Below are 25,406 nucleotides of genomic sequence, written 5' to 3'. Positions count from 1 at the left end.
GCACCGACACCTGGTGCGCCGGCGGCGGCCAGAACGACCCGAACTTCTGCGACTCCAATCCCGACAACGTTCGCGCCGTCGTGCAGCGAACCGTGCACGGCAACGTGTTCGCGCGTGCGACCGTCGACGGCGCACCGGTTGCGCTCACGCAGCAGCGCGCGAGCTTCTTCAAGGAAGGCCAGAACGCGCTCGCGTTCGAGAAGATCAACAAGAATACCGCGTCGCCGACCAAGTTCCTCAAGTCGATCAGCAAGGCGCCGGGCAGCTTCAACTGGCTCTACGTGAACAAGAGCGATCTCTTCTACTACCACTCCGGACTGCTCCCGATCCGCGCGGCCGGCGTCGACTACAACCTGCCGAGCTGGGGAACCGGCGAGTGGGAATGGGCGGCCGGCGAGTTCGTACCGACCGAAGCGCATCCGCAGGAGCTCAATCCTCCCAAGGGCTACGCCACGTCGTGGAACAACAAGCCGGCGCACGACTGGCATGCGGCCGACAACAACTACGGCTACACATCCACCTATCGCGTCGCAATGCTCGACAAGGCGATCGAGGAAGCTCTCGTCAGCGCACCGCTCGACGCCGGCGACGTGGTCGAGGTGATGGCCACGGCCGGATACACCGACCTTCGCGGCCAGGAGATCCTGCCGCTCGCGCTCGACATGATCGGCACCGAGCCGGGCCTCGAGACCGTGCTCGACGTGCTCAACGACTGGGTCACCGCCGGCACGCAGCGGCGCGACCGCAATCACGACGGCGAGTACGACAACGCCAGTGCCGTCGCGATCATGGATGCGTGGTTCGAGCCGATGATCGACGCGACGCTCGGCCCGCAGCTGTCCCCGTACTACGGCGACATTCCGATGGGGTTCGACAACAAGCCGTCGGAGATCGGCTCGGCATACCAGTCGGGCTACTACGGCCTGCTCAAGAAGACGTTCAAGATGGCGCTCGGCGAGCCGGTGACGACTCCGTACAGCGTGCTCAAATGTGCGGACGGTACCGAGGCCGGATGCCGTGCGGCGCTGGTCGCGAGCCTTCAGGATGCGGTCGCCGCGCTGACGGCGCAGTTCTCGTCTTCGGATCCCGCCGACTGGACGGTCGACCCGACGGCCGAAGACATCGAGTTCCGTCCGTTCGGCCTCGCCGAGGTCGATCCGATGCCGTGGGTGAACCGTCCGACGTTCCAGCAGGTCGTGCAGGTCCGCTAGAAGCCTGCCCGCTTACGATCGCCGCGCAGCCGCCACAGTCGGCTGCGCGGCGCATCGCTCAGCGCCGCAGCGATTCCAGCCGCGCCATCGTGGCTTCGAGATCGCCGAGCCCGCTCTCGTGTCCTTCGCCTTTCAGCACCGTCAGCGGATCGCGAAGATCGTCGACATAACCGAGCGCGTAACTGCCGCGCTGGTAGCCCATCACGCGCAGCAGCTCGTCCGGCAGCGTGCGCGCAATGTCCTGCGGCACGGCGAGATACTGGTTCTCTTCCTGGCGCAGCCAGCTCAGCGCGTACGTGATGTTGACGCCGTAGCGCACGGCATCCGAGCGATTCGCTCCGCCGCCGTGATACGTCGAGCCGGTGTAGAACAGCACCGACCCCACCGGCATTTCGGTAGCTTCGGTCTGCTCGGGCGTGAACTCGAGCCGGTCCTCGAACTTGTTGCTGCCGGGAATCACGCGCGTGCCGCCGTTGGCCTCGGTGAAATCGCTCATCGCCCACATCGTGTTGCACTGGACTTCGAAACCCGGCGGGAACGGGAAGAAATCGAATCCCCACTGGTCGCGATGGATCACCTGGCCTGCTTCGCCGGGACCGATCGCGATGACCTGCGTCAGGTGAAGCTGCCAGCTCGTCGCGTGCGAGAGCACGCCCGAGACGACGTCCGTGACCTTCGGATGCATGACGAGATCGCGGCACGCGGCCGAGCGCCCGATGAGGCCGCCGGTGCGCCGCGTATGAAATCCGGAAAACGAATCCGGACCGATATCGGTCGCTTCGAGCCACGGCGAAAGCTCTTCGCGTGCGGCAGCCATGTCGCGCTCGGAGACGAGGCGTTCGACGATCGCGCAGCCGAATTCGGCGATGGCGTCGCGGATCGCGGAGGCGTCGGCCGTTGCCTGGAATCTCGGTATCGTCATGGAACGGCCCTCCTCGGGTGCGGGCAGATTGCTCCGCCACCGCCGGGCACTTCATCGGCCGCGCCCGCGGCCTATGCAACCGGCCGCGGGCGCGGCCTATCGCAACCGGCCGCGGTCCGTCGGGCAACGGCATCCCCTTGCCAGACGCCGCGGTCACAGACATGACTGGCGGGGATGGGCCTGTACTCGCGCTACGTGCTGCCGCGGCTTCTGGATTTCGCGATGCGCGACAAACCGATCATGCGCCAGCGCGCGAAGGTGGTCCCGCTCGCCCACGGGCGCGTGCTCGAAGTCGGCATCGGCTCGGGCCTGAACCTTTCGTTCTACGACAAGAGCAAGGTCGACAAGGTGCTCGGGCTCGATCCGTCGCCCGAGCTCAACGTGTGGGCGCGCCAGCGCGCGGCCGAAGCGGGGATCGACGTCGACTGGCTCGCGCTTTCGAGCGAACGCATTCCGCTTCCCGACGACAGCGTCGACAGCATCGTGATCACGTACACGATGTGCACGATTCCCGACGTGCATTCGGCGCTTCTCGAGATGCGTCGCGTGCTGCGGCCCGGGGCGAGCATGTATTTCAGCGAGCACGGCGTCGCTCCCGATGCATCGGTTCGCAAGTGGCAGAACCGGCTCAATCCGCTGTGGGGCAAGCTCGCGGGCGGCTGCAACATCAATCGCAACGTGCCGAAGCTGCTCGAAGACGCCGGACTTCATCTCGACGAGATCGAGACGATGTATCTGCCCGGCCCGCGACCGCTGACTTTCAACTACTGGGGAAGCGCCTCGAAGGCGTAACCCGCTCCGGAGGACGACAACATCATGGGCATCGCTGTTGGTGACAAGGCTCCCGACTTCAAGCTGCGCGACCAGAACGGCAAGGACGTCTCGCTTGCCGATTTTCGCGGGAAGAAAGCCGTGGTGCTCTATTTCTATCCGAAGGATGAGACGCCGGGCTGCACCAAGGAAGCGTGCAGCTTCCGCGATTCGTACGAGGATTTCGTCAAGGCCGGCGCCGAGGTGATCGGCGTCAGCGGCGATTCGGTCGACAAGCACCAGTCGTTCGCCACCCATCACCGGCTGCCGTTCACGCTGCTCGCGGACGAGGGCAACAGGCTGCGCAAGACGTACGGCGTGCCGGCCACGCTGTGGATTCTTCCGGGGCGCGTCACGTACGTGATCGACAAGCAGGGGACGGTGCGCCACGTGTTCGATTCGCAGCTGCAGGCGACGAAACACATCGACGAGGCGCTCGGGGTCATCAAGTCGCTGCCGAACTGACCGATCGGCCGGGCTCGCTTGCGCACGGAGACGCCGGCCGCACCAGCCCGCGAAAACACACAGGTATTTTAAATGTACCTGTCCCCTTTTTCAGTCGGGGAGGCCGAGGATGCGTTTGGCGACGACGCCGAGCTGGATCTCGCTGGTTCCGCCTTCGATCGAGTTGCCGCGCGAGCGCAGCCAGTCGCGCGTAGCCTCGAGCTCGTCGTCGTCGAAGCCTTCGCCTTCCCAGCCGAGAGCCTGCGGGCCGGCGATCGACGTCAGCAGATGATTTCGCCGCATGTTGAACTCGGACGCATACCACTTGAGCAGCGAGCTTTCGGCGCCCGGTTTCTCTCCGGGAGCGCGCTGTCCGGCCAACCTTCGAATGGTGAGCTCGAAGCAGCGCCGGTCCATCTCGCTCTGCGCGATCTCGCTGCGGACCTGGGGCGAACGGATGCGGCCGTCTTCGGTTCCGATGTAACGACGTGCGGCGACGACCAGCGGGCTTTCCTCGGACGTGCCGGCCGTGCTGAAGACCTCTCCGTGCGTCGAACGCTCGAACTCGAGCACGGCCTTGCCGACCGTCCATCCGTTGTTGATGCCGCCGACGACGTTGCGCACGGGGATTCGCACCCCGTCGAAGAACGTCTCGCAGAACGGTGATTTGCCGCTGATCAGCTGCGTCGGGCGGATGCTGACGCCCGGCGATGCGAGATCGAGCAGCAGGAACGTGATTCCGGATTGCTTCTTTGCGGCGGGGTCGGTGCGCGCGAGCAGGAACATCCAGTCCGACTCGTCGGCATGCGACGTCCAGCACTTCTGGCCTTCGACGATGAACTCGTCGCCGTCGCGAACCGCCGACGTGCGCAGGCCGGCAAGGTCCGAGCCGGCGCCGGGCTCGCTGTAACCCTGGCACCAGCGGACGCGTCCCGACGTGATCGCCGGAAGATGCTCGCGCTTCTGCTCGTCGGTTCCGAACGCGAGCAGCGCCGGTCCGATCATTGTAAGCCCGAAGCCGACGAGCGGCGGAGGAATGCCCGCGCGTGCCATCTCTTCGCGCAGGATGCGCGCACGGTCTTCGTCGAGATCGCCGCCGCCGAATTCGGACGGCCATCTCGGCGCGGTCCAGCCGCGCGCGGCCATGCGCTCGAGCCAGAGCTTTTCGTCCGGCTCCCAGTCGTAGCGGCTGCCGCCCCAGCAGCCGTCGAACGGCGTCGTCTCGCGGCCGACGAGGGACCGCGGACAGTTCTCGGCGAGCCAGCGGCGCGTGCCTTCGCGAAAGTCTTCGAGGTCGTTCATCAGCTTCTGTTCTGCATTCCGCGCTACTCGCGCAGGTCCGCGTGAAAAGACAGAGGAATTTTAAATGTACCTGTCCCCTTTTTCAGCTTTCGCGATCGACGCCGAGGCCGGCGCGCAGCGCGGCCACCGCATCGGAGAACGCGCGGCGCGCTTCGCGCACGACGCCGGACATCGAGATGAAACCGTGGATCAGGCTGTCGTAGTTGCGGTACTCGACGTCGACGCCGGCGTCGAGCAGCTTCTGCGCATAGGCCTTGCCTTCGTCGCGAAGCGGATCGTAACCGGCGGTCATCAGGAACGTCGACGGGAGACCCTGGAGCTTTTCCGCGCGAAGCGGTGACATGCGCGGGTCGATGCGCGAGCCGTCGCCGGCGTAGTGGCCTGCGAACCATCGCATCGAGCCGCGCGTCAGGTAGAAGCCGTCGGCGAACAGCTCGTACGACTCGGCTTCTTCGCCGAGATCGGTGACGGGATAGATCAGCAGCTGGAAGTCCGGGCAGCGCACGCCGCGTGCGAGCGTCTGCTGCGCGACCACTGCCGAAAGATTTCCGCCGGCACTGTCGCCGCCGACGGCGAGACGGTCCGGATCGCCTCCGAGCTCCGCAGCGTGCTCCGCGACCCAGGCAAACGCAGCCAGCGCGTCGTCGACGGCGGCGGGAAAGCGGTTCTCGGGTCCCATGCGGTAGTCGACCGAGACGACGATGCATTCGGCCTGGTCGGCGAACGCGCGCGCAACCGCATCGTGCGTGTCGAGCGAGCCGATCGTCCAGCCGCCGCCGTGATAGTAGACCAGGATCGGATGCGGCGATTTTCCCGAGCGCGGCACGTAGATGCGCAGCGGAAGCTCTCCGTCCGGCGTGGGAATTTTCCGATCCGTCACGCGGGCCATCTCGCCGGAGGTCGCGGCCAGCGTGCCCGCCGAATCTTCGAAGTACTTGCGCGCAGCGGCCGGCTCCATCGATTCGAGCCGCGGCAGCCCGGCCGCAGCCAGCAGTCTCAGCAGGAGCTGAAGCTGCGGATCGAGCGTCTGGCCATCGCGCACCTCGGGCCTGCCGGCCAGCAGCGTAACGACCGGATCGGGCAGTCCGACCAGGAAAACGACGACGGAGTTGAGCGCAGTTTCGACCAGGGAAGGCATCGGGCCGGATCTCTGTCGCGATCCGGCACCTTGCGCAACTGACGAGGCCGGCGCGACGCGGCTTGCCGCGCGCTTGCGCAAAAACCAAAGTTCGCGCGACCGGGCTCAGTGGCCGGCTTGCACAGATTGCGCAGCGTGACCGGTCAGAAGAACCAGCCGCGGCGCCGCGGCATCAGCTCCTGCTCGCAGCGCGAAAGCTGCAGGTCGTAGCGGGCTGCTCGCGTCGCCACGCGTTCGGCCGTGCCGAGAAGCCATTTCTTGTTGCGGTGCGTGCCGCGCCGGTATCCCACCGGTCCTTCGTGGTACGCAAGGTAGAGCCGGAACGCATCGTCTTTGGCGATGCCGCACATCTTCGACGTGCGCGCGTTGTACCAGCCGATGAAATCGACGGCGTCGGCGAACTCGTCGCGGTCGGCACCTCGCGCGCCGACCGCCTTGCGGTATTCGTCCCACGTCGATTCGAGCGCCTGCGCGTAGCCGTGCGCGTTCGACGGACGCGAACCCGGAATGAAGCCGAGGATCATGTGCCGTGGCGGCCGTGCATCACCGTCGAACGACGACTCCTGGCGGATGAACGCGAGCTGGATCGGGATCGAGATGCCCCAGCGCTTGCGCGCTTCGAGCGCGTCGCTGTACCAGTCTTTCTTCTCGCGGAAGATCGCGCACGCATCGTCGATGCGGTGCGGTGGTTTGGTGGCGGAGCAGCCGGCGACGAGAATCGGGATAAGCGCCGTAAGCAGCGCGAGCCGGGGACCGGAGCACGCCGCTGCGCGAACGGAAACGAGCCGGCTCGGCACCCTCCTCCACCTCCTCCGCTGCATCCACCGCATACCGCTCCACCTCATCCACCGCGTACCGCGGCACCTCATGCACCGCGTGCCGCTCCACCGGTTGCACCGCGTACCGCGGCACCTCATCCACCGCAGAGCTTAGCGTCCCGATGCCCGGCGTTCCACTCATTCGCGGCGTACCGGCGAAACCTTCCGGGCGATCGCCGGGAATCGGCGACAAACGGTCGCGATCCGCTTCAGGATTTGCGCGCGCGCATCGTCGCGGCGATCGCGTCCGCCGAGAGTCCCGCTTCGCGAAGGACTTCCTCGGTGTGCGCGCCGACGGGCGGTACCGGTCCGAGCCGCGCCGGCGGAAATCGCTCGCCACCGTCGCGAAAACCGACCGGCGAAGCGATCGCACGGAAATCGTTCGCGTCCGCGCCGGTTCCGGCAACGTCGCAGACCGCGCCGTTGGCAAGAGCCTGCGCATCGCAGACGGCTTCGGCCGGCGACTGCACCGGAACCCACCAGACGCCTTCGCGATCGAAGCTGTCTGCCCAGACGTCGCGCGCACGTTCGCGAAAGATGCCGTCGAGCGTGCGGATGAGCTCCCTGCGATTGATGCGGCGCGCCTTCGGCGACGAGAAGCGTTCGTCGGAGGGCAGCTCCGGCCGCTCGATCGCCTTGCACAGGATCGGAAAATGGCGGTCGCCCTCGAGGCCGATCAACCAGAACCACGCGCCGCAGCCGGCCTGGTAGCAGTTGACCATCGGGTTGTCGCTCTCGGTTCGCGGAAGCGTTCCGCGCAGCTTGTCGTAGACGAGCTGGATGCCGAGATCCCAGCCGATGCAGTACATCCCGGTTCGCATCAGTGACGTCTCGACGAGACGCCCGCGTCCGGTTTTCGCGCGCTCGAGCAGCGCACCGAGAATTCCGGCAACGGTCGCGATGCCGGTGACGTGATCGCCGAAGCCCCCGCGCAGCGCGAGCGGCGGCTCGCCGCCGACGCGGAACAGGTCGGCCACGCCGGTGCGCGCCCAGAATGCACCGACGTCGTAGCCGGCGCGGTCCTTCTCGCTGCCTTCGAGGCCGTAACCGGTCACGCTCGCGTAGACGAGGCGGGGATAGCGCGACAGCAGCGACTCGTGATCGAGCCCGAGACGCGCGAGCGCGCCGGGGCGCATGTTCGAGACGAACACGTCGGCAGTTTCGAGAATGGCGCCGAGGGCGGCCTTGCCCGCATCGGTCTGGAGGTCGAGAACCACGCTGCGCTTGCCGCGGTTGTCGAGGTCAAACGGAGGATTGTGGGCGGCGTCCGATCCGATGGCCGACTGGAAGAACCCTCGCATCGGGTCTCCGGCCGGAGGCTCGACCTTGATCACGTCCGCCCCCCAGTCCGCCAGGATTCCACCGGCCGCCGGACCGGCCACCCAGACCCCGAGCTCTACTACCCGCACGCCATCGAGCATGAATTTCCCTTCTTCTTCCGTCGCCCGTGCGGCAGACGGCACGGATTTGCGACAGTCGCTATGCCGGCACTTGCGCCGGACCCGCCGCATTCCATAAACCGTGCTGACGATGCCGAGTCGAACCGATGCGTTTTCGAGCGCGACCTATCCTCGACTGCGGGGGTATGGTAAGGATTCCGCGTTCGGAGGCTCGGGCTCCCGCGGAGCCCGGTACGCCTTGCTTTCGCGCGCGAAGTTTCGCTTCGCGATGCCTGTCAAAACCGGTTCCGAAAGCGAAGGAGACGCCCTTTGAACGTCGACCGCCAGCCGATCGTGATCCTCATCGCCGACGACGATGAAGAAGATCAGATGCTCACCCGTGAAACTTTCGAAGACCGGCGCCTGGCCAACGAGCTGCGCTTCGTCAAGAACGGCCAGGAAGTCATGGACTACCTGCGCCGTCAGGGTCGCTTCGCCGAGCCGTGGACGTCACCGCGGCCGGGCCTGATCCTTCTCGACCTCAACATGCCGCGCAAGGACGGGCGCGAGGTGCTTGCCGAGATCAAGGCGGATCCGTCGTTCCGCGACATCCCGATCTTCGTGCTGACGACGTCGCGGGCCGAGGAGGACGTGCACCAGACCTACGAGCTCGGCGGAAGCTCGTTCATCAGCAAGCCCGTCACGTTCGACGCGTTCATGGAGCTCGTCACCACCGTGACCGGATATCGCGTCGAGATCATCACCGGCGCGTAATGGCCCGCGTCCTCATCCCGCTGCCTCGCCGCGACTTCGATCCGACCGAAGCGGCCGTGAGCTGGAAAGTTCTTCGCAGGCTCGGCCACGAGGTGTCGTTTGCGACGCCCGATGGTCGTGCGGCCGTTGCCGACGACGTGATGGTTACCGGCGAAGGACTCGATCCGTGGGGACGAATCCCGCTGCTAAAGAAGCTGAGGCTCGTCGGCGCAGTTCTTCGCGCCGACTCCGAAGGCCGGGCTGCTTACGCCGCGATGACGGCCGACCCTGCGTATGCGGCGCCGCTTCGATGGGATTCGCTCGACGCGAACGCATTCGACGGGCTGATCCTGCCCGGCGGCCACCGCGCCCGCGGAATGCGCGAGTATCTCGAAAGCGACGTTCTCCAGCGACTCGTCGCCGCATTTTTCGCAGCTGGAAAACCGGTGGGTGCGATCTGCCACGGTGTCGTGCTTGCGGCGCGCAGCATCGATGCGCGCTCGGGAAGGTCCGTGCTGTTCGGCAGAAAGACGACGGCGCTGACGTGGGCGCTCGAAAATGCAGGCTGGAAGGTCGGCCGCATCGCCCGTTTCTGGGATCCGAACTACTACCGGACGTACATGGAGAATCCCGGCGAAGCGCCCGGATACCGGAGCGTCGAGGCCGAAGTCACGCGCGTGCTGTCGTCGCCGTCCGACTTCCTCGACGTCGCCCCGAACGACCCCGATGCGAAGCGGAAAACCGGCGGCACCAGCCGCGATCGTTTCGACGACGAACGGCCGGCGTTCGTCGTGCGCGACGGAAACTATGTTTCCGCGCGCTGGCCGGGCGACACGCATACGTTCGCGAAGACGTTTGCGGCGCTGCTCGGCTGACTGCTTTCCAGCTTCACGCTCAGGGCGGCGGCACCTACGGGAGGACGCAGTCCCCGTTGTTGTCGCAAGCCGTTACGGAACAGGTCCCGCACGTTCCATCGGGTAGTCCTGTCAACTCCAGGATGCACGCACCGCAGCTACCGTCGCACGCGGTCCTGCAGCAGACTTCGCTGACACAGTGGCTGCTGCTGCACTCGCTGTTTGCTGAGCAACCCTCGCCGATGTCGAGCAGTGTGACCGTCGTCGTCGTAACCGTCGTCGTCGTGGTCGTACTGACCGTCACGACTGCTGCCGGATGGGTGAGGTCGCACGACGCACCGTTCGCCAGCGTGCAGCTCGTGGTGGTGATGTCGAAGTCGGTTTCGCTGGCACTGCCCTGGAAGCGGCAGAACGCCAGCGCCGAGCCCGAAGGAATCCCGTTCGGGTTGGAGATGTGGATGGTCAGCTGACCGCCGTCCGAGTTCGAATCGAATTCGGGCTTTCCGCTGCCGATCGTCGTCGTGGTCGAAGACGTGCTGGCGGTCGTGTTGGTGGTGTGCGTCGTCGTCGTCGTGCTGGTCGTGGTCGTGGGCTCTTCGGTCGACGTGGAAGAGGAGCTGGCCGCAACGAGCCCACTGGAAGTCGCTACGGCAACCGTCGCCGCCGAAGACGATCCGGCAATCACGATGTTCGTGCCGGCCGCCGCATTGCTCGGATCGCAACCTCCGTCGGATTTCGTGAAGTTTCCCGACGAAGCGTTGACCTTGAAATCGATGCTCTTGATGCGACCCACGTTGCGGTCGAGCACGAACCCGACGGTCTCGGTTGCATCGCTCGGCCCGCACTGCGGAAGCAGCACGCCAATGCCCAGGATAGCCAGCGGAAGAGAAAGCCGCGCGGCGGCGGCCAGACGACTCACGAATGCGTTTCGATTCACTGCGATACCCCTTCCGTGCGTCGCGCCCGCCCGACGGACCCGGGCCACTACGGCGCGGCAGATTGCCTCATCCACCGAAGAACGCCACCGATCGCGACGCGAACGACACCAGTGCGTCCGGCCACAGCCCGATGCCGATCGTCCCCGCCAGCAGCAGCGCGATCAGCAGCATCGCGTCGGCGTCGAGCTCGACGGGGCGCTGTCGCCGACGGCCAGGGTCCGCGTCCTCTGCGCCGGTTCGCTCGAACAGCATGGCGCTGACGCGCACGCTGCAGACGAGGCCCAGCACGCTGTTGAGACCGCCGATCGCGGCAAGCAGCAGGTCGTTCGAACCGAACACCGCGGTGAACAGCCGCGCCTTGCCCGCAAATCCGGCCAGCGGTGGCACAGCCGCGAGCGACAGGAAGAATACGACGAGCGCGGCCGACAGCATCCGGCAGCTTCCTCCACGCCGCGCAAGACCGCGCAGCACGTCGATGTCCGGTCCGCCTGCGTGCCCGACCTGCTCGAGCACCGGCGCCAGGCACGCGAGCGCTCCCATCAGCATCAGCGCGTACACGACACCGTGCGTGAGCATGGCCTCGAGGCCGCGATCGCTCGCGGCCGCCAGTCCCATCATCAGGTAGCCGGACTGCGCAACCGACAGCCATGCGATCATGCGGCGCAGATTGTCGGCGCGAACGGCGGCCAGGTTGCCCATCGTCATCGTCACCATGGCCGCGACCGAGATCACGTGCGGCCAGCGGATTCCGGGAAGTGCGATCCAGTAGCCGCTTGCGAACGACGCGACCAGCGTGGCGCGCAGGAAGCGCGCGATCATCGCGAGCACGGCGATCGTGCCGGCCGTCTCGAGCCACGCCGATACCGCGAGCGGTGCATTCTCCGTCAGATCGGCCCGCCATGGCTGCCAAGCGACGACCGCGATCCGTGATGCGAACCCGGCCAGCACCAGAACCAGGCCCGTGTAGAGCACTGCCCTGCCGCCGGGCATGGCGAGCGCGAGCGGCAGCCTCGAGCCGAGGCCCGCGTATTCGAGCGTGCCGGTCAGCCCGTAGAGCAGCGCGAAGCCGAGCAGCGCCGTCGCGGATGCCGCCACGGCCTGCAGCAGGGCTGCGGCCGCTTCGGCGAGCGCGGCGCCGCGCTGCGTGCCGATCCACAGCGCCCACGCCATGCTCACCATTTCGAATCCCAGCCATGCCGTAACGACGTTGGCCGCGCTGACCATCGTGAACATTCCAAGCAGCGATGCGGCAAGCGCCGTTGCCGACCAGCGCGACGTTCCCGCCGGCTCCGCACGCGAGCGCGCGGCCAGCCATACCTCTGCCATCGCCATCATCGACAGCGTGAATTGGAAGAACGACCCGAACGGATCGACGACGAGCATTCGTGGAACCGCCCAGCCCGGCTGCGCGTCCATCGATGCGACCGACGCGACGGCGGTCGCCGCGAAGACGAGCAGCGCAACGTCCGCGCTGCGCGCGCGAAGCGAGACGACCTGCGCGCACACCACCAGCGCAAGAATGCCCGCGCACAGAACGAGGTCGGCGAGCAGCGGCTGCAGGGTTTGCGGAACGCCGGTGATCACCACGTGTCCGTCAGAAGAGCGATGGTGATTCCGACGAGGGCTCCGGCCAGGCCATTGGCGAATCGCCCGGCCGCCTTCGCATCGAGATCGAGGCTGCCGAGCCGGATGGCCACGAGCGGCGCAACCGACGACATCACGACCACGAGCGCTGCCAGAAGCCGTCCGTCGCCCGCACCGCCGACGAACCGCGCGACGGCGGCAATGGCCAGCACCGACGCGCCGCTCATCAATCCCACTCCGATCCATGCCGCGCGCGCGGTGCGCTGGAGCACGATCGCGAGCATCCCGATCGTGAACAGCAGCAGGCTGACAAAAACGTAGTGCGAGAGACTCACGTGCTGCGGGCCGGCCGCCGCGCTCATCGGATCGAGCGGCCAGCGCGCAATCAGGAGCGCGTGGGCTGCAAGGGCGAAGAATGCGAGCACGAGCGCGACACTGCCCAGGCTTCGCGCGCGCGGCGTTTCCGCGTCGTCCCGAAGCATGGGGACATTCGTCGACTCGACGGCGTTCGCGTCCGCACGCCGCTGCAGCGCAGCGGCAGCCAGGACGACAAAGGCCTGCAGCGCGGCGGCTGCGAACGCGCCGAGCGCCGCCAGCATCGCGGCGAGCGTGAGCCCGCATGCATAAACGGCATTCGCTCCGCGCCGAGTGTCCGCAACGAACGTCGCCGCCAGGGCCGCGCCCACGAGAGCGGCTGCAAGGATGGCGAACGCGACGTCGGCGGCGTTCATTCGGACGATTCCCGTTGCCGCCCGCCTTCGGCTGCACGAGCCATGCCTCGACGCAGCGGAAGCACATTCAGGTGGCCCGTCAGATGATTGCGGTCGACGTAAACGTCGGTATCGAAAACGGCTCGCACGTTCGCGTATGTGATCACGTCGTCCGGCGCGCCGTACGCGAAGATGCGTCCGTCGCGGATCATCGCGACGTCCTCGAAATAGAGCGCCGCGAGATTGAGATCATGCAGCACGGAGACGACGGTCAGTCCGGCCGCGCGGCTGCGCTCGAGCAACACGTCGTAGAGCTCGATCTGGTGCTTGATGTCGAGGAACGCACCGGGCTCGTCGAGCAGCAGCAGCTCCGGCTGCTGCGCGAGCGCGCGCGCAACCGCCGCACGCTGGCGCTCGCCGCTCGAAAGGCTGTCGAAGATCCGGTGGGAGAGATGCGCGACGTCGAGCGCCGTCATCGCGTCGCGCGCAATCGCCACGTCCTCGTCCGACTCGAGCCCGTAGCCTTCGACCCACGGCGCGCGCCCCATCAGCACGACTTCCTCGACCGTATACCCGAAGCCGACCGACGCGTGCGCTGCAACGACTGCGATGCGCCGGGCCATCTCGCGGCGCGGCGCCCGCGACGGATCGAGCCCGCAGATCTCGATGCGGCCCGACGCGGCCTTGATCTCTCCCGCCGCGAGCCGCAGCAGCGTGGTCTTGCCGGATCCGTTCGGTCCGACGATGGCAAGGCTTCGACTTGGCTCGACGGACAAGCGGATGTCCGAAAGGCACGGCGGCGCTCCGCCGCGCCTCTGCGCTTCGTGCGAGTAGCAGACAGCATCAAAGTGCAGCCTGCCGCGCGTCATCGGGGATCGCTCCCGGCCATCGGAACGCTGCGAACATTGGACGCAGCGTGGCTCATGCCAGGCCTCCGTGCTTCTCACGGCCGCGACGCAGCAGGTAGACGAAGAACGGCGCACCGGCGAGCGCCGTGATTGCGCCGACCGGCAGCTCGGCCGGCGCGGCGACCCATCGCGCAAGCGCATCGCATGCGACGAGAAACGCAGCGCCGCCGAAGAACGATGCGGGAAGCAGCAGGCGGTTGTCGCTTCCGAGCAGGCGGCGCAGCACGTGCGGAACGACGAGCCCCGCGAACGTGATGATGCCGCAAAGCGAGACGACCGCACCAACCAGCAGCGACGATGCCAGGAACACGCGCCGGCGCACCGAATCGGCGTCGGCGCCGAGCGAACGCGCGGCTTCGTCGCCGAGCGCCAGCAGGTCGAGCGAGCGGGCGTCGCGCAGCAGCGCAAACGTCGCTGCTGCGACCAGCGCAGCCGCGAGCGCGACCACCGGATACGGCTCGATCGCGATGCCGCCCATCATCCAGAACACGATCGAGTGGGAGCGTTTGAGATCGACGAGCGCGTGCACGAGCAGGATCAGCGCCGCCGCGAACGTATTGAACGTCACGCCGACAAGCACCTGCGTGTACGGGTCGAGCCGTCCGCGCACGTGCGCGAGCTGGAACACGAGCAGGCTCGATGCCGTTGCACCGGCGAACGCGATGACCGGCACGAGGCCGTTCGACATCGCTCCGGCCGGAAGAAACGCCAGCGCAAGCACCGCAGCGATTGCGGCTCCGCCGGAGACGCCGATGATCTCCGGGCTCGCGAGCGGATTGCGCAGGGTCGGCTGCAGCGCTGCGCCGGATACGGCCAGCGCTGCGCCGACGATCGCCGCGAGCAGCACGCGCGGAAGCCGCAGGTCGAAGAAAATCGTGCGCATGCCGGGATCGCCCGCGACGAGCGCGTGAAAGTCGACGGGCACGCTCCCGACCGTGAGCGCGATCGCGATTGCAACGGCCGCTCCGAGCGCCGTCGCCGCCACACCGCTCGCAAGCCTTGTCGGGGTCAGACGGCCGGGCATCCGGTCAGCGTCCTGCCGTGTCGCCGGATGCGTCGGGAACGGGTGCAGAGGTTCCAGGCATCGTCGCTGCGTCGCTTCGCAAAGCGGGATGCAACGCCGCGAACAGCGTGTCGGCCGCATCGGCCATCCGCGGGCCCGGGCGCAGCATCATCGAATCGCGCTCCGTTATGATGCGGCCGTTGGCCACCGCGGGAACGGACCCGAGCTCGAGCCATGATGCCGCGGGATTTTGTGCGGTGGCGTCTGTTTCCGCGGCTTCGCTGTTCTTCGCGGTTTCGCTGGTCCTTGCAGCTGCGGTCTCCTTCAGAGCTCCGCCCATCGCCGAGGTCAGATCGATCAGCACGTCGGGTCTGGCTGCGACCAGGAACTCCATTCCGACGCGCGGCCAGCGACCCCCGATTGCTGCCGCGACATTGACGCCGCCGGCAAGCTCGACAAGCTCGCCGAGGTAGCTCGCCGGACCCGCCAGCACGAGCGGCTCGCGGCCGATCACTACGGCAGCACGCAGGTGCGGAAGATCGCGCGCGCGGGCCTTCAGTGCCGCGAGACGCGCGTCGAGCTCGGCAACGAGGCGGTTGCCTTCGTCGATCGCGCCGACGTTGCGCGCAATGTCGAGCATGGCGCTGCGTGCTTCGGCAATTGCTCCTTCACTCTGCACCACCGCCACGCGTACGCCGGTGCGCTCGATGGCGCGCACGGCAGTTTCGTTTCCGGGGCTCGGAGAAGTCAGAACCAGATCGGGGTGGAGCGCGACGATGACTTCGGCGACCGGCTCGGTAAACGTTCCGACCTTCGGAAGCGCGGCTGCGTCCGGCGGATAATCGCAGTACGTCGAGACACCGACCACCCGGGCGCCGAGACCGAGCGCGAACAGCGTCTCGGTAATCGCGGGCGCGAGCGAGATGATCCGCTTCGGCGCGGCCCCCTCAGCGGCGCGGGCGCATGTCACGGCTGCAAGATTCCACGTGACGACTGCAGCAGAAGCGAGAGCGGCCGCGGTCACCGCACGCGTCGTAAAACCCCGAAAAGCCGGGAAAACTGCACGCTCGCGGCGCGGCGTCGTCGAAAAAATCGTTTCTGTCATCGAATGAAGCCCTGCTGCTCCCGTCTACGTTCCCGAAGCCGGACGAGTGGGAGTTTCCCCTCCTTTATCTTCCACCGACCGGCACTGAGAACGGCGTCCCCGCACGCCGTTCTTCGACCGGGAAAAAAGGCCGTTGGGAGGGTCCCTCCCCCTCACCCACGGTCTCCGGTTGCCAAGCCGGGCAGTTGTCTTCCCCCCAGCAACTGCCCGGCTTTTTTATTTGCGGACGCCGCCCGGCACGCATCGTCCGCCACAGCCCGTCTTGCTGCTCAACTTTCCGGTCGCGCCGGCCGCCCGACGTGGCTCTGCCTCGAATCGTCACGCAGGATTTTGCGCGGCGCGCAGACGGATTTCCGATTCGACCTGGTGAATCCGGTCCTGGCCCCACGTGCAGAAATCCGCATGGCCGGCGGGGCCGCGCAGGCGATAGCTCGGCACGCCCCACAGGCCCATCGCGAGCATCTCTTCGCGGTTCGTTTCGAGCTCGGCGCGCCAGCCGTCCTGGTCGGCGTGGCGCATGGCATCGGCCCACGGCAGGCCGGCTCCTTCGATCACGTGCCGGAGTCCTTCATCGGTGCCGGTCGCCACGCCTTCGGCGAACGCTGCGCGGCAGAACGAGTGGAGGTATTCGGCGGCGCGCCCTTTCGACGCAGCGTACGGATAGAGCGAGAACGCGCGCTCGACCGGACGTCCCACGGGATCGGCGATCCTTCCGAACGGAACGCCGATCGAATCGGCTTCGCGCTTGGAGTCGAGCGTGATGTACCAGCGTTTGGCCGCGGGAACGGCGAGCCCGCGCATGACCATCGGAAGCACCGGCCGGAGCTTCAGCTCGACGCCGGTCCTCGCCGCCAGCGCATACGTGCGCGGCATCGAGATGTAGCTGTACGGGCTGCGCAGCGAGACGAAATATTCAAGCGTCATCGCCGCGCCGCCGGCGCCGATGGTATCGCCCGTGACGTCGATGCGCGGTGCGAGCAGCAGCGCGTTCGCATCGCGCGCGGCGCCGAGGCCGACGAGCCGGTTCTCGAGATACCCGAGCCGGTCGACACCCCAGTACGATTCCCCGCCGTAACAGAACACCGCGCCCAGATAGTGCCCGAGACTGGTCCGAAGCTGCTCGCCGGCAGCGAGGACCGACCGGACGTCCACCGACGCTGCGCGAGGCTGATCGCGGACGAGCGCGTGGAGCGTCTCGTCGTCGTGATCCCACAGCGCTTCGCCGACCTTGGGGGCAAGCGCCGCGAACGCCCGCGGCGACGGCGCTGTCGCCAGCAGGCGCGTTGCAAGCATGACGAGAGCATCGGCCGGCTGCGCGCCCGGATCGCGAAACACGAGGCCGCGTTCCGCGGCGACGCGCGAGGCGTCCACGCGGGAATACTCGACGAGACGCTCGCGATCGGGAGCTGCCGCATCAGCCGGAGGACCGACCAGGTGCACGTCGAGCTCGACGTCGTACCGTTCGAGAAACGGCTCGAGGAGCTGTGCGGCAAGATGGCTGTACGGATCGTCGACCTGGTGAAAATAGTGGACGCGGTGCCGGCCGCCGCCAAGGTAACGGCGGAGCTCGACGGCACGGCGCCGCAGGTCGCGCGTGCGCGTGCTCGTGATCATCCCGGCGACGCGAGGCGCGATGGTCGACTTCAAAGACATGCTCGCTCCGGTTTACAGCGCCGTGCCTTCCACGTCGACCCGGCTGCGCGGTCAGTCGGTGACGATCGCATCGACTTCGATCTCGACCACATACTCCGGAGCGACGAGGCGCGACACTTCCACGGCCGTCGCTGCGGGATCGATGCCGGAGAACACTTCGCGGTGGGCGCGTGCGAACTCGTCGAAGCGCGACAGGTCGGTAAGGAAGCATCGGGTGCGGACGACGTCGCTCATGCCGGCGCCGAGCTCAGCGAGCGCCCGTTCGATCTTCGCCAGGGCGTAGAGCGTCTGGGCATGGACGTCGCCCGGCGCGACTGCGTTGCCGTGCTCGTCGGCGGCGACGGTACCGGAGACCGCGATGAAGCTTCCGACGCGCTTTGCGCGGCAGTATGCAACCAGCGGCTCCCACCGGGTTCCGGAATAGACGCTGCGGCGTTCGGTCATGGCCGCGGCAGACTAGCGGGTTCCGAATCCGGTGCGACCGGTTCGGGCGCGACGTCCGCTTGGCCGCCCGTCCGCCCACCGCTATGCACCGCCAGCCGACCTGCGCAGCGCCGTCCCGGCGCGCGCATCCGTCGCAGAGGACGTCATGGAACAGAAGGCTCGTCTTTCGAAGCTCAGCCGCTCGGTCGCGGGAAAAATTGCGCTGGTTACCGGCGCTGCATCCGGCATGGGGCGGGCCACCGCGCACCTGTTTGCCGACGAAGGCGCGCATGTGATCGTGACCGATGTCGGCAGCGACCGCGTAGCAGCCGTTGTCCGCGAGATCTCGTCTGCGGGCGGTTCGGCGAGGGGCTGGGAGATGGACGTCACCGACAGCGCGGCCGTCGCGAAGGTCGTCGGCGAGGGCGCGGCACATTTCGGCGGCCTCGACATCGTCGTCAACAATGCCGGCGCCGTCTGGATGACGCCGATCGATGCGACCGATTTCGAAGAGAACTGGGCGAAGTCGCTCGACGTGTTGCTGACCGGCCAGACCCGCGTCGTGCGCGCGGCGCTTCCGTTCCTGCGCAAGTCGGCGACCCCGCGCATCGTCAACATCGCGTCGACCGAAGGCTTCGGCGCGACCAAATATGGAGCCGCGTACACCGCCGCCAAGCACGGCGTGATCGGCCTGACGCGATCGCTTGCGGTCGAGCTCGGAAGCGAGGCGATCACCGTCAACTGCATCGCGCCCGGCCCGATCCGCACCGGCATGACCGATGCAATCCCGGACGAAGCCAAGATGATCTTTGCGAAAAGGCGCACGGCGCTCGGACGTTACGGCGAGCCGGAAGAGGTTGCGCACGCAACGCTCAACTTCTGCCTGCCGGCGATGACGTTCGTGACAGGCTCCGTGCTCGTCGTCGACGGCGGCGTGCTGATCCGCAACGCGTAGCTCGGTCCGGGCGCGTCTGTTTCCGTGCGCGACGCGAACAGCCGGCGGACCGCTCAGTGCGCCGCCGGTTTCACCTCGACCGTGACCTTGTCGATCCTGCCGGTAAACGCGCTGTCCTTCGCGTAGGTTTCGACGACCGGTGTCGCATCATCCACGCCGACGTCGGCGGTCTCATCGGCGGAAAAAATCACCGCCTGCGTGCGTTCGAGTCGCTTCTGGCCGACCGGCTTGCCGTTGACCGAAAGCGAAGCCATGCCGCCCTTGCCGAGTCCGCCGCCGTCGTACGCGAAGTCGAAGCGCACCGTGGACTTACCTGCACCGAGGACCGCGGGCGCCTGCACGGTGGAACGCTCCAGGCCGAGATAGTTGTACGTGTAGGTCGGCTTGCCATTGTCGAGGTAAAGGCTCCAGCCGCCAAAACGTCCGCCTTGGGCGATAATGACGCCGTTCGCCTTGCCGCGCGGCACCTCCACCTCGGCGGTGATCGTATGCGAGGTGTCCTTGACGTTGATGAAGACGTTCTCGGACATTCCCTTCATGCCGGCATGAAGCGTCAGGGTAGTGCGGCCGTCCATGAGGTCCGGGCGTCCGGCGAGCTTCGCCACACCGCGCTCCATGGTGCGGTCGTCGAGCGGCAGCACGCGGTATTTCTCGGCCTCCTTGAGAAACAGCTTCTCGAGCTCCTTCGCCTTGCCGGGATTCTCCGCCGCCACGTCATGCGACAGGCTGAAATCGCTGCGGGTGTCGTACAGGGCCCATGTGTCGTTCTCGAGAGTGGCCCGCGGTTTCATCTCCCATGGCGCGCGGTGGATCACGCGTGCAAACCAGCCGTCGGAGTAGATCGCGCGATTTCCGAACATTTCGAAATATTGCGTATGCCGCTTTGACGCCGCGCCGGCGTCGTCGAACGAGTAGACCATGCTGACGCCTTCGATCGGCGACTGCCTGGTGCCGTTGACCGATTTCGGCTCGGGAAGAGAGGCGGCTTCGAGGATCGTCGGCGCGATGTCGATCACGTGGTGGAACTGGCTGCGGATCTCGCCTTTGGCCTTGATGCGGCTCGGCCAGCTCATGACCATGCCGTTGCGCGTTCCGCCGAAGTCCGATGCGACCTGCTTCGCCCACGTAAACGGCGTATCGCCGGCGATCGCCCAGCCCGCCGCCATGTGGGGATACGTCATCGGGCCTCCCCACTGGTCATAATACTTGAGCTGATCGGCGACGGTCTCGGCAACGCCGTTGAAATACGTGTACTCGTTGAACACGCCGTCCATGCCGCCTTCGGCGCTCGTCCCGTTGTCGCCGACGATGTAGACGATCAGCGTGTTGTCATACTCACCGGTCTCCTTGATCGCATCGACGAGACGGCCGGCTTCGGTATCCGCGTACTCGGCAAAGCCGGCGAACGTTTCCATCTGGCGCGTAAACAGCTTCTTTTCGTCGGCATTCAGCGTGTCCCAGTCCTTGATGCCGGGCGGCTTGGGCGCGAGCCTGGTATCCGCCGGGACGATGCCGAGACGGATCTGACGGGCAAGCGTCTCTTCGCGCATCTTGTCCCAGCCGCCGTCGAACTTGCCCTTGTATTTTTCGATCCACGACTTCGGCACGTGGTGCGGGGCGTGCGTCGCTCCCGGCGCGAAATACAGGAAGAACGGCTTGTCCGGCGTCAGCGCCTTCTGGAACTGCATCCAGGCGATCGCCTTGTCGGTCATGTCGGTCATGAAGTTGTAGTTCGCGGTATGCGGCGTCTCGATCTGCGTCAGGCCGTCGTAGAGCATCGGCGCCCACTGGTTGGTTTCGCCGCCAATGAAGCCGTAGAACTTGTCGAAGCCGGAACGCGTCGGCCAGCGGTCGGTCGGACCCGACGGGCTGACTTCCCACGCCGCGGTCTCATGATTCTTGCCGAAGAAACCGGTGCTGTAGCCATTCAGGCGCAGCATCTCGGCAAGCGGCGCGACGTCGTTCGGCCGCTGTCCCGTGTAGCCGGGGAAACCACTCGCGAATTCGGTGATCACGCCCATGTTGTTCATGTGGTGATTGCGTCCGCTGAGCAGCGCGGTGCGCGTCGGCGAGCACAGCGACGTCGTGTGAAACTGGTTGTACCGCAGACCCTCGGCGGCCAGATGCTCGACCGTCGGCATGTGGAGCGGGCCGCCGAACGCGCCCGACATGCCGAAGCCCATGTCGTCGATCAGCACGATGAGGACGTTGGGAGCTCCCGCCGGCGCCTTGACCTGAAAGCGAGGCGGCATTTTTGCATTTCGCGCATCGAAAACGTCGCTGTGCGGGTAGTCCGGCTCGGCGATCGGGAGAACCGTGCGATCCAGCTTCGGATCGGCAGCGTGCGCAGTCGCAGCGGACAACACGAGAGCGACCAGCGTTGCCTGCGTGATGAACGCGGCAAACACGTGCAGAATGGACTTGGTTTTCATGCTTCCCCCGGACCCGGTGCGGGTCCTGATCGATTGAGCGCGATACTTCTGGTTGCCGCGAACGATGTCCATCGCGGACGCGCGCATTCGACGCGGTTGTCCTATTCCGGCCGTTGTCAGACCGGCAAACCCGGATGCAGCGGGAAACGTCAGTTCGCGGAGTCTCCGGCCGCGGCGAGCTCGGCCACATCGCTCGCGAATGGCCGGAGAAGCTCGATCCTGCTCAGCTCGTTCGCAGCAGCGGCAAGTTGGGCGACGAACGGCCGGTAGACGGCTGCATTGAAATCGTCAGCAAAACGAGTCCTCGCAGCGCGATTCGCGCGCGAAAGCGCCAGCATCGCGTCGACGGCTTCGCGCCGGATGCGCGGATCCTTCGATTCGTATCCGAGGATCGCCCACGCGGCGCCGCGCATGTCCCCGCCGTCGCGCAGTGCTCGAAGAAGAAGCAGCGCGCCATGCCGGTCTTCAGGAAGTGCAGCCGCCTGCGCTTCTTCCGGCGTCATCGATTCCATCCATCGCCACGCGGCCTGGCGGCGCCGTTCGAGGTTCGGCTGGATGACGCTGTCGCGACCCGAGGCGGTTCCCGCGGGCATCGGTGAAATGTCAGGCAGCGAAGCATCGCCACCGATCACGTCGCGCCTGCCGAGAATGTCGTAGCGCCCGTAACGCGCGGCCAGCCCATATTCGCGCACCACGAAGGCTCGAAGCTGCGAGAAATACGCGGGCGACTCGTCGAGGAAATTCCATCCCTTGTTCAGCGTGACGATGAAGCGCGGACGCGCGATCGCGAGCAGCCCGAGCACGCGCGCCTCCTCGGCCCGGTCGGGGCGGCCGGGGTACCAGTAATCGTGAGGCGCGACGTTTGCCCGGCCGGCCGCGAACAAGAGCCCGCTCGTCGCCGGGAACGACCACAGCGCCTCGCCTTCGTCGGTTCGGGCACGAAGGAACGCGACGGTCGATGCGATCGACTCGACTTCGTCGCCGGCGGCGGCTTCGACGCGAACGTCGAGTCGCGCAGGCATCGGCGTTACCGGCGCGGCGCGCATCATCGACTGGATCGGCCCGCCGAGATTGTCGACGAAACCGATGGCGACGGTCGCGGCCGCAGCCGTGAGCACCTTGAGCCGCACGATGAATTCCGCGTTCCAGCGGTTCGGCCAGTGGCCGCGGCTCCACCACGCCGCCGTCCGGTCGAGAAGGCCGCATGCGACAACCATCGTCAGCGGCACCGACGTGATCTGGTGCATGAAATCGCTGCGCGGGAACATCTGCATGTACATCGCCGTCGCGATCGGCGTCAGCACCAGCAGCGCGCGCGTGCGCGGCGAGCGCCCGAGCTCGTCGGCGCCGACCCGCCACAGCCAGCCGGCGGCGCCGAAGCTGGTGACCGCGGCAAGCCAGAACGACGCGTTCTCGAGTTGCGCGACGATCGAATGAACGAGGCCTTCCGGAGCGAGACCCTCGCGGAATACGACCAGCTTCGTGATTGCGCCGACGGCTGCAACCGTGAGCAGAATCGGCAGCGGCCGTACGCGTCGCGCGGCGACGAAACGGCCGCCGACCGCGACTGCGATCAGCGTCGCCACGATCAGCAGAGCGTACGGCTCGGCCGGCGGATGCGGTTTGTAGTACAGCGTCTGGTAGTCCGCGCCGACGAGAAAGACTTCGTACAGGAAACGGTCGCGGCCGAGCGACAGCCACAATGGGAGCGCCCACGCCAGAGTCGGGATCGCGAACGCCGCACCGAGGCAGGCCAGCGATGCCGCTGTGCCGGCTGTATCCCGGCGTGGAAGTCGCCGCGCCACCGGACCCGCGAGCAGCGCAGCGATGGCAAACATCGGCACCAGGTGGACGAGCGCGTCCATCCCCGCCACGCGAAATTCGAACGTGTACCAGACGCCGGCCGCCATGAACACCGCTGCCAGCGGCGCGGCAATCCGGTCGAGCAACGAACGTCGCGAGCTTGCTGCAACGACGAGCCACGTCGCGGCGGCGAGCGCGAACGCGCCCGAGTTCGGGCGGAACCACATCGCGAGCGCCGCGGCTGCGCCGGCGCCGACGAGCAGCGCGGCCTGGCGAGACTCGATCCACGCGAGCATGGCAAATGCGAGCAGAGCCCATGCGAACGTGACCGCCCACGTCGGATAGGGGACGTTGAACGCCGCGAACTCCCCGGTGAAGACCGGCACGAACGCGAGCCACAGCAGCGGCGGTACCCACGCGATCCACGATCCGGTGATACGGCGCGTAAGCTCGGCCATGCCGGCCGCTGTCAAAGCGTTGACGACCGCCAGCACCGCGCGAAGTGCCGTCGCCGACTCGCCGAACAGCGAGAACACCGCCTTGCCGAACGCGAAGAAGCCGGGCGTGTAGCCGGTGTGGAAGTCGACGTACGGCTGCTGGCCGCGCATGACGCGGTCGAACCAGAACAGGTGCGTGCCTTCGTCCTCGAGCTGGAATCCGTAGGGACGCAGAACGAGAAGATACGCGAGCGCGACCAGGAAGACGCCGGCGGCCGGGGCAAGGTCACGACGGGAGGTCACGTGCGACTGCTATGGCTCGGCAGGATCTAATGCCATCGCCGTCGTCGGCGCGGCAGGGCCTACCCTGCCAGCACGTTCTTGAACACGCGCGCCACCGCTCCGAGGATTCCCGCCGGCACGACGCCGGCGACGACCGTGACGACGGTCGCGACCGAAACCACGGCGCACGCCAGCACCGACGGCCTGGCAAGCACGTTGCCTTCGGCCGGCGCTTCGAAATACATCGTGCGCACCACGCCGAGGTAGTACGCCGCCGACAGCACGCTGTTGAAGCATGCCACGACGACCAGCACGACGAGGCCGTGCGCAAGCGCGGTCTGGAACAGGTAGAGCTTTCCGACGAAGCCGAACAGCGGCGGCATGCCGGTCAGCGACAGCATCGAGATCGTCATCGCCGCGGCGAGCATCGGATGCGCCTTCGAGAGCCCGGCGTAGTCGGATATCTTCTCGGCCGACCGGGGCCCATTGGCGAGCGCGATCATCACGCCGAACGCGATCATGTTCATCGCGCCGTACGCGACCAGGTAGAAGAGGACAGCTTCCGCACCCGCGGACGTGCCGGCGACGACGCCCATCAGCAGGTATCCGGTGTGCGCGATCGACGAGTACGCGAGCATGCGCTTGAGGCTCTGCTGGCGAAGCGCGATCAGGTTGCCGGCCGTCATCGTGATCGCCGACAGCGCCCACAGCACGCCTTCGAGATCCGGATGCAGCGGCGCGAGGCCGACCATCGCCGTGCGGAGCAGCGCCGCGAAACCGCCCGCCTTGACCGCAGTGGCCATGAACGCGGTAACCGACGTGGGCGCGCCCTCGTAGACGTCCGGCGTCCACAGGTGGAACGGCACGGCGGCGATCTTGAAGCCGAGCCCGACCAGCACGAAGCCGGCGCCGAGAACCATCACGAGGTGGTCGTTCGGCGAGATGCCGGGACGGGCGAGAGACGCCGAGATGTCCGCCAGCGTCGTCGAGCCGGTCATCGCGAACAGCGTCGCGATTCCGTAGAGAAGAATCGCCGACGCGAAAGCCCCGAGCAGGAAGTACTTGAGCGAGGCCTCGTTCGAGCGCACGTCGTTGCGCAGGATGCCGGCCAGCACGTAGACCGCCATCGACATCGTCTCGAGCCCGACGAACATCACGATCAGGTCGGTGGCCGCAGCCATGATCACGACGCCGAGCACGGCGAACAGCATCAGCGGATAATATTCGCCCTTGTTGATGCCGGCCGCTGGAAGATAGTCGATCGACAGCACCATCGCCCCGATTCCGAACGCGCACGTCAGCACGGTGAAGAACGTCGTATAACTGTCGTAGGCAAGCGCGTTTACATAGACGCCCGGCGGATACGGCTGCAGCGCCAGCGCGGCGATTCCGACCAGGCCGAGGATCGACAGCCACGCGACGCCGGTGAACCGCCGGGACGTCGAAAACATCTCGACGACGAGCACGAGCATGGCCCACGCGCTTCCCGCAAGCAGCGGAAGCACGGGCAGAAGCGACTGGAATGACATCGGCTGCGGCATG

General features: G+C 66.8%; 22 protein-coding genes. 6 read left to right on the top strand and 16 right to left on the bottom strand.

What is annotated here, in order from left to right; genetic code table 11:
• On the top strand, window positions 1-1,211 hold a 1,211-nt coding region (locus tag VN634_09530; GenBank protein ID HXC51111.1), incomplete at its 5' end, for a penicillin acylase family protein.
• Between the two features lie 58 nt (window positions 1,212-1,269).
• Here VN634_09530 and VN634_09525 read toward each other — a convergent pair.
• Window positions 1,270-2,133, bottom strand: coding sequence for a phytanoyl-CoA dioxygenase family protein (locus VN634_09525; protein ID HXC51110.1), 864 nt, complete (start codon window positions 2,131-2,133; stop codon window positions 1,270-1,272).
• Between the two features lie 174 nt (window positions 2,134-2,307).
• Here VN634_09525 and VN634_09520 point away from each other — a divergent pair, with 174 nt between their 5' ends.
• Complete coding sequence (locus VN634_09520; GenBank protein ID HXC51109.1) at window positions 2,308-2,925, top strand: class I SAM-dependent methyltransferase; 618 nt, start codon at window positions 2,308-2,310, stop codon at window positions 2,923-2,925.
• A gap of 24 nt (window positions 2,926-2,949) precedes the next feature.
• The gene (locus VN634_09515; GenBank protein ID HXC51108.1) at window positions 2,950-3,408 is read left to right on the top strand and encodes a peroxiredoxin; all 459 of its coding nucleotides are present in this window, start codon (window positions 2,950-2,952) and stop codon (window positions 3,406-3,408) included.
• Between the two features lie 90 nt (window positions 3,409-3,498).
• Here VN634_09515 and VN634_09510 read toward each other — a convergent pair whose 3' ends face one another.
• From VN634_09510 to VN634_09495, 4 genes are all read right to left on the bottom strand, one after another.
• Entirely contained in the window at window positions 3,499-4,689 is a 1,191-nt protein-coding gene (locus VN634_09510) for an acyl-CoA dehydrogenase family protein (GenBank protein HXC51107.1), read from the bottom strand.
• A gap of 82 nt (window positions 4,690-4,771) precedes the next feature.
• Window positions 4,772-5,827 carry an alpha/beta hydrolase gene (locus VN634_09505; protein ID HXC51106.1) on the bottom strand — a complete coding sequence of 352 codons (1,056 nt, stop codon included), beginning with the start codon at window positions 5,825-5,827 and terminating at the stop codon, window positions 4,772-4,774.
• Window positions 5,828-5,970: 143 nt separating this feature from the next.
• Complete coding sequence (locus VN634_09500; GenBank protein ID HXC51105.1) at window positions 5,971-6,624, bottom strand: hypothetical protein; 654 nt, start codon at window positions 6,622-6,624, stop codon at window positions 5,971-5,973.
• A 230-nt stretch (window positions 6,625-6,854) separates the two neighbouring features.
• Window positions 6,855-8,066, bottom strand: a complete 1,212-nt coding sequence (locus tag VN634_09495; GenBank protein ID HXC51104.1) for a CoA transferase — start codon at window positions 8,064-8,066, stop codon at window positions 6,855-6,857.
• 288 nt (window positions 8,067-8,354) lie between these two features.
• Between VN634_09495 and VN634_09490 the strand changes: the two genes are divergently transcribed.
• Together VN634_09490 and VN634_09485 are read left to right on the top strand one after the other, a co-directional pair.
• Window positions 8,355-8,798 carry a response regulator gene (locus VN634_09490; GenBank protein ID HXC51103.1) on the top strand — a complete coding sequence of 148 codons (444 nt, stop codon included), beginning with the start codon at window positions 8,355-8,357 and terminating at the stop codon, window positions 8,796-8,798.
• Window positions 8,798-9,652, top strand: coding sequence for a DJ-1/PfpI family protein (locus VN634_09485; protein ID HXC51102.1), 855 nt, complete (start codon window positions 8,798-8,800; stop codon window positions 9,650-9,652). Before VN634_09490 ends, VN634_09485 begins: the two co-directional genes overlap by 1 nt.
• 34 nt (window positions 9,653-9,686) lie before the next feature.
• Here the strand turns inward: VN634_09485 and VN634_09480 are convergent, their stop codons facing one another.
• The 8 genes from VN634_09480 to VN634_09445 all read right to left on the bottom strand — a co-directional run bounded on the left by VN634_09480 (window position 9,687) and on the right by VN634_09445 (window position 17,976).
• A complete protein-coding gene (locus tag VN634_09480) occupies window positions 9,687-10,568 on the bottom strand; it encodes a hypothetical protein (protein ID HXC51101.1) in 882 nt (293 codons plus the stop codon).
• Window positions 10,569-10,635: 67 nt separating this feature from the next.
• Window positions 10,636-12,153: a proton-conducting transporter membrane subunit gene (locus tag VN634_09475; protein HXC51100.1), complete on the bottom strand. Its 1,518-nt coding sequence runs from the start codon at window positions 12,151-12,153 to the stop codon at window positions 10,636-10,638.
• Window positions 12,150-12,884 (bottom strand): hypothetical protein, encoded by a 735-nt coding sequence (locus VN634_09470; protein HXC51099.1) that lies wholly within the window; start codon window positions 12,882-12,884, stop codon window positions 12,150-12,152. The genes VN634_09475 and VN634_09470 overlap by 4 nt, the downstream gene beginning before the upstream one ends.
• Window positions 12,881-13,732: an ABC transporter ATP-binding protein gene (locus VN634_09465; GenBank protein HXC51098.1), complete on the bottom strand. Its 852-nt coding sequence runs from the start codon at window positions 13,730-13,732 to the stop codon at window positions 12,881-12,883. Before VN634_09465 ends, VN634_09470 begins: the two co-directional genes overlap by 4 nt.
• A 52-nt stretch (window positions 13,733-13,784) precedes the next feature.
• The gene (locus VN634_09460; GenBank protein HXC51097.1) at window positions 13,785-14,795 is read right to left on the bottom strand and encodes an iron ABC transporter permease; all 1,011 of its coding nucleotides are present in this window, start codon (window positions 14,793-14,795) and stop codon (window positions 13,785-13,787) included.
• Window positions 14,796-14,799: 4 nt separating this feature from the next.
• Entirely contained in the window at window positions 14,800-15,879 is a 1,080-nt protein-coding gene (locus VN634_09455; protein ID HXC51096.1) for a helical backbone metal receptor, read from the bottom strand.
• 318 nt (window positions 15,880-16,197) lie between these two features.
• A complete protein-coding gene (locus VN634_09450; protein ID HXC51095.1) occupies window positions 16,198-17,532 on the bottom strand; it encodes a DsbA family protein in 1,335 nt (444 codons plus the stop codon).
• Window positions 17,533-17,583: 51 nt separating this feature from the next.
• A complete protein-coding gene (locus VN634_09445) occupies window positions 17,584-17,976 on the bottom strand; it encodes a RidA family protein (protein HXC51094.1) in 393 nt (130 codons plus the stop codon).
• Window positions 17,977-18,121: 145 nt separating this feature from the next.
• Between VN634_09445 and VN634_09440 the strand changes: the two genes are divergently transcribed.
• A complete protein-coding gene (locus tag VN634_09440; protein ID HXC51093.1) occupies window positions 18,122-18,910 on the top strand; it encodes an SDR family NAD(P)-dependent oxidoreductase in 789 nt (262 codons plus the stop codon).
• Between the two features lie 53 nt (window positions 18,911-18,963).
• On the opposite strand, the gene VN634_09435 is transcribed toward VN634_09440, so the two are convergent.
• The 3 genes from VN634_09435 to VN634_09425 all read right to left on the bottom strand — a co-directional run bounded on the left by VN634_09435 (window position 18,964) and on the right by VN634_09425 (window position 25,405).
• A complete protein-coding gene (locus VN634_09435) occupies window positions 18,964-21,342 on the bottom strand; it encodes an arylsulfatase (protein ID HXC51092.1) in 2,379 nt (792 codons plus the stop codon).
• Window positions 21,343-21,491: 149 nt separating this feature from the next.
• On the bottom strand, window positions 21,492-23,885 hold the full coding sequence (locus VN634_09430; GenBank protein ID HXC51091.1) for a glycosyltransferase family 39 protein: 2,394 nt from the start codon (window positions 23,883-23,885) through the stop codon (window positions 21,492-21,494).
• A 59-nt stretch (window positions 23,886-23,944) separates the two neighbouring features.
• Complete coding sequence (locus VN634_09425) at window positions 23,945-25,405, bottom strand: NADH-quinone oxidoreductase subunit N (GenBank protein HXC51090.1); 1,461 nt, start codon at window positions 25,403-25,405, stop codon at window positions 23,945-23,947.
• Window position 25,406: the final 1 nt, after the last annotated feature.

This window comes from Candidatus Limnocylindrales bacterium, assembly GCA_035571835.1.
GTDB lineage: Bacteria > Desulfobacterota > Binatia > UBA1149 > CAITLU01 > DATNBU01.
This window is presented reverse-complemented; position numbering and strand designations above follow the sequence as displayed.

Bases quoted from the DNA above. Each gene is read 5' to 3' on its own strand.
- VN634_09525 (HXC51110.1), bottom strand. From the start codon at position 2,133: ATGACGATACCGAGATTCCAGGCAACGGCCGACGCCTCCGCGATCCGC.
- VN634_09520 (HXC51109.1), top strand. From the start codon at position 2,308: ATGGGCCTGTACTCGCGCTACGTGCTGCCGCGGCTTCTGGATTTCGCG.
- VN634_09515 (HXC51108.1), top strand. From the start codon at position 2,950: ATGGGCATCGCTGTTGGTGACAAGGCTCCCGACTTCAAGCTGCGCGAC.
- VN634_09510 (HXC51107.1), bottom strand. From the start codon at position 4,689: ATGAACGACCTCGAAGACTTTCGCGAAGGCACGCGCCGCTGGCTCGCC.
- VN634_09505 (HXC51106.1), bottom strand. From the start codon at position 5,827: ATGCCTTCCCTGGTCGAAACTGCGCTCAACTCCGTCGTCGTTTTCCTG.
- VN634_09495 (HXC51104.1), bottom strand. From the start codon at position 8,066: ATGCTCGATGGCGTGCGGGTAGTAGAGCTCGGGGTCTGGGTGGCCGGT.
- VN634_09485 (HXC51102.1), top strand. From the start codon at position 8,798: ATGGCCCGCGTCCTCATCCCGCTGCCTCGCCGCGACTTCGATCCGACC.
- VN634_09470 (HXC51099.1), bottom strand. From the start codon at position 12,884: ATGAACGCCGCCGACGTCGCGTTCGCCATCCTTGCAGCCGCTCTCGTG.
- VN634_09465 (HXC51098.1), bottom strand. From the start codon at position 13,732: ATGACGCGCGGCAGGCTGCACTTTGATGCTGTCTGCTACTCGCACGAA.
- VN634_09460 (HXC51097.1), bottom strand. From the start codon at position 14,795: ATGCCCGGCCGTCTGACCCCGACAAGGCTTGCGAGCGGTGTGGCGGCG.
- VN634_09455 (HXC51096.1), bottom strand. From the start codon at position 15,879: ATGACAGAAACGATTTTTTCGACGACGCCGCGCCGCGAGCGTGCAGTT.
- VN634_09450 (HXC51095.1), bottom strand. From the start codon at position 17,532: ATGTCTTTGAAGTCGACCATCGCGCCTCGCGTCGCCGGGATGATCACG.
- VN634_09445 (HXC51094.1), bottom strand. From the start codon at position 17,976: ATGACCGAACGCCGCAGCGTCTATTCCGGAACCCGGTGGGAGCCGCTG.
- VN634_09440 (HXC51093.1), top strand. From the start codon at position 18,122: ATGGAACAGAAGGCTCGTCTTTCGAAGCTCAGCCGCTCGGTCGCGGGA.
- VN634_09435 (HXC51092.1), bottom strand. From the start codon at position 21,342: ATGAAAACCAAGTCCATTCTGCACGTGTTTGCCGCGTTCATCACGCAG.
- VN634_09425 (HXC51090.1), bottom strand. From the start codon at position 25,405: ATGCCGCAGCCGATGTCATTCCAGTCGCTTCTGCCCGTGCTTCCGCTG.